The organism is Mesorhizobium sp. M2A.F.Ca.ET.039.01.1.1 (assembly GCF_003998035.1).
GTDB lineage: Bacteria > Pseudomonadota > Alphaproteobacteria > Rhizobiales > Rhizobiaceae > Mesorhizobium.
Map to the genome: position 1 here is coordinate 1 of NZ_RZRY01000733.1, position 2,928 is coordinate 2,928.

The window sequence follows — 2,928 nt, forward strand, 5'->3', positions numbered from 1 at the left end:
GCGCCAGCCTCGGTCAAAGCGACGCTACGCGTGGTGCGGTTGAAGAGCCGCACGCCAAGCTGTGTTTCCAGACGGCGGATGGCTTCACTGAGCGCGGAGGCGCTGCCCGCCGTGGCGCGGGCGCCTTCGCGAAAGCCGCCGGCGCGCGCCACGGCCATAAACGCCTGAAGATCGTTGAGATCAGCCGCCATTGTTCCTAATTCCGCACAAGCCGTACCGGTTATACCCGGTTATCGGGACAGCGGCCATGAGCTATCTCCCTCGTCGACAGCGAAGGAGACCACGATGTCCAGCGTAAACAAATCCGGCACCTATAAACTCGGCGACCGTTCGGTCCGCCGCCTCGGCTACGGCGCCATGCAGCTCGCAGGCAAGGGCGTGTTCGGTCCGCCGAAAGATCATGACGCGGCCATCGCCGTGCTGCGCGAAGCGGTAGCGCAAGGCGTGAACCATATCGACACCAGCGATTATTACGGGCCCTATGTCACCAACAGGCTGATCCGCGAGGCGCTTGCGCCCTACCCCGACGACCTCACCATCGTCACCAAGATCGGCGCCCGCCGTGGCGAAGACGCCTCCTGGCTGCCGGCCTTCACAGCCGACGAGCTCGAGCAGGCCGTGCACGACAATCTCCGCAATCTCGGTCTTGAGGTGATGGACGTCGTCAATCTGCGCATCATGTTCGGGGTGCATGGTCCGGCCGAAGGTTCCATCGAGGCGCAGGTCACCAAGCTTGCCGAGCTGCAGCGCAAAGGCCTGGTGCGCCATATCGGCTTGAGCAACGTCACCCGCGCGCAGATCGCGGAAGGCCGCAAGATCTGCGACATCGTCTGCGTGCAGAACCAGTACAATCTGGCGCACCGCGACGATGACGCGCTGATCCATGAGCTGGCTCGCGACGGCATCGCCTATGTGCCGTTCTTCCCGCTCGGTGGGTTCAGCCCGTTGCAATCGTCGACGCTGTCCGACGTGGCCGACCGGCTCGGCGCGACGCCGATGCAGGTGGCGCTGGCGTGGCTGCTGCAGCGTTCGCCCAATATCCTTTTGATACCGGGCACCTCTTCGGTCGCGCATCTGCGGGAGAATCTGGCAGCCGCGGAGTTGGAGCTGTCGGCTGATGTGTTGAACGAGCTGGATGGCGTGGCGAAAGCTGCGTAGGTCGGCGCAGCACCCCGCCCGCGCCTGCGGCGCGACCTCCCCATCGAGGGGAGGTAGGGCGCCGCGCTTTATGCTTGAACGCCAGTTTAGCATTCAGGATTACCGCACCGCAGGCATGCAGCGACGGCAGTTTGGCACGACGTTCTACCTCCCCTCGATGGGGAGGTCGGCGCGAAGCGCCGGGCGGGGTGAAGCGCCGACGCCAGCTAATTAATGCTCGCCGTATGCGCCGGCTCGGCCTGCCTGATGTCCGTCGTATAAGGCACCCGATAGCCATTCGCCGCCAGCCACTCGATCGCCGCTTTCGGCTCGTCGGTCTGGATGATCGTTGAGCCGCGGTCGACCCAGAAACCCCAGGCTTCGCGTGGCAGGCCGGCGGCGACGGCGAGTTCGTCGCCACGGCCGCCGGCGAGGAAGCCGCCCGGCTTGTGCACGATGGCGTAGGTGTCGGCCCAAAGGTGCCAATCGCCGCGAGCCGCTTCCGCGCGCATATGGTTGCTGAACAGCGGCCCGCCAGAGGCGGTCAGCGTCTCGGCGCCGTTGCGCCAGTTGATCAACTCGATGGCGCGCGGCGCGAACACCTTGTCGACCTCATCGGCGAAGGCGGCATCATGCACGGCGTCGTCGGCGAGGATCGGCATGAACTGAAAGCCGCCGCCTGCGCTTGCAAGCGCGGCACTGGCGGCATCGATGCGCTGCGGGTTCCAGAGGTTCTCCTTGACGATCACCTGGTCGGCCATGCCGAGGTCGCGCGCCTCCGCGACCATGCCCGGCAGGTCGGTCACCTCCAGCTTGTTGTCGAGGTTGATCAGGATCCTGTCCCTGGTCGTCAGCAGCATCTCGCGCAGCGTCGACACCGTCTCGTTGGTGACGGCGCCCGTGCCCTCGATGACCAGCCGGCAGTTCTTCAGCTCGGCCAGCGTGTAGTTCACGACCTCCCCCTTGCAGGTGGTGGTGCGGTCGAGCCAGCTGTCATGCATGATGACGAACTCGCCGTCCTTCGCGCGCCGGACATCGACCTCGATGATCTCGGCGCCGATCGCGATCGACCCTTCGACCGCGGCCAACGAGTTTTCGGCATAAAGCGTCTTGCCGGCCTGCATGCTGCCGGCGCGGTGCGCGGCGATCATCACATGATCGCGCCATTGGTTGGCGTGCTCGAAGCGATCGAGGATTTGGGCGGCGCGCGTCTCGCCGGCTAGACTTTGGTTAGGAATTGCACCAAGCGCGGCGGACAGAAAAAGCCTCAGCCAGAGTGTTCGCATCGGGGAATCGCTCCGTTCCGGTCGCGACCCGGTTAGGCGATGCCATGACAGGGCGGTGAACGAAGCCGGCTAGCTGTTTCGTATCGAAGTCCGTCAAATACGCTTGGAAAGGCGCCGGAACCAGGCGAGCGCCGGCATTTCGACGAAGCGCCAGGTGAACCACGACGCGACGACGACGGCGATCAACATCGCGATCAAAGCCGCAAAACCGATCAAGGGCGAGCCGGCGCCGAAGCCGGTCGCATGCTCACCTCGCAGCATCAGGTCGCCAACGATGCCGAGCCCGAGCTTGCGTTCGATCAGGCCGCCGGCATTGATCAGGCGCGCCTGGACGAAGATGTGGACCATGTAGATCGAATAGGAGAGCGAACCGAGCAGCAGCATCGGCCGGCTGCGCAGCACGGCGCTGACCAAGCCGCCCTCATGTGCAAACAGGTAAAGCGCCAGCGCGAAGACGACCGGTGCCGCAATGCCAAGGTCGTTGGTGCCGGCAATGGAGACGAAC

The 2,928-nt window shown here is 64.9% G+C and carries 3 protein-coding genes and 1 pseudogene; 1 reads left to right on the forward strand and 3 read right to left on the reverse strand.

The genetic code is table 11. The features are described from left to right. Nucleotides 1-191: LysR family transcriptional regulator (locus tag EOA24_RS32725; protein WP_133374728.1), on the reverse strand; the 191-nt coding region annotated here is incomplete at its 3' end. 94 nt (nt 192-285) lie between these two features. On the opposite strand from EOA24_RS32725, the gene EOA24_RS32730 reads away from it, so the two are divergent. Next, a complete protein-coding gene (locus EOA24_RS32730) occupies nt 286-1,158 on the forward strand; it encodes an aldo/keto reductase family oxidoreductase (protein WP_126082865.1) in 873 nt (290 codons plus the stop codon). A 206-nt stretch (nt 1,159-1,364) separates the two neighbouring features. Here EOA24_RS32730 and EOA24_RS32735 read toward each other — a convergent pair whose 3' ends face one another. Next, entirely contained in the window at nt 1,365-2,423 is a 1,059-nt protein-coding gene (locus EOA24_RS32735) for a glycerophosphodiester phosphodiesterase family protein (RefSeq protein WP_127410515.1), read from the reverse strand. 93 nt (nt 2,424-2,516) lie between these two features. Next, nucleotides 2,517-2,928, reverse strand: a pseudogene (locus tag EOA24_RS32740) (acyltransferase); the annotation flags it as partial.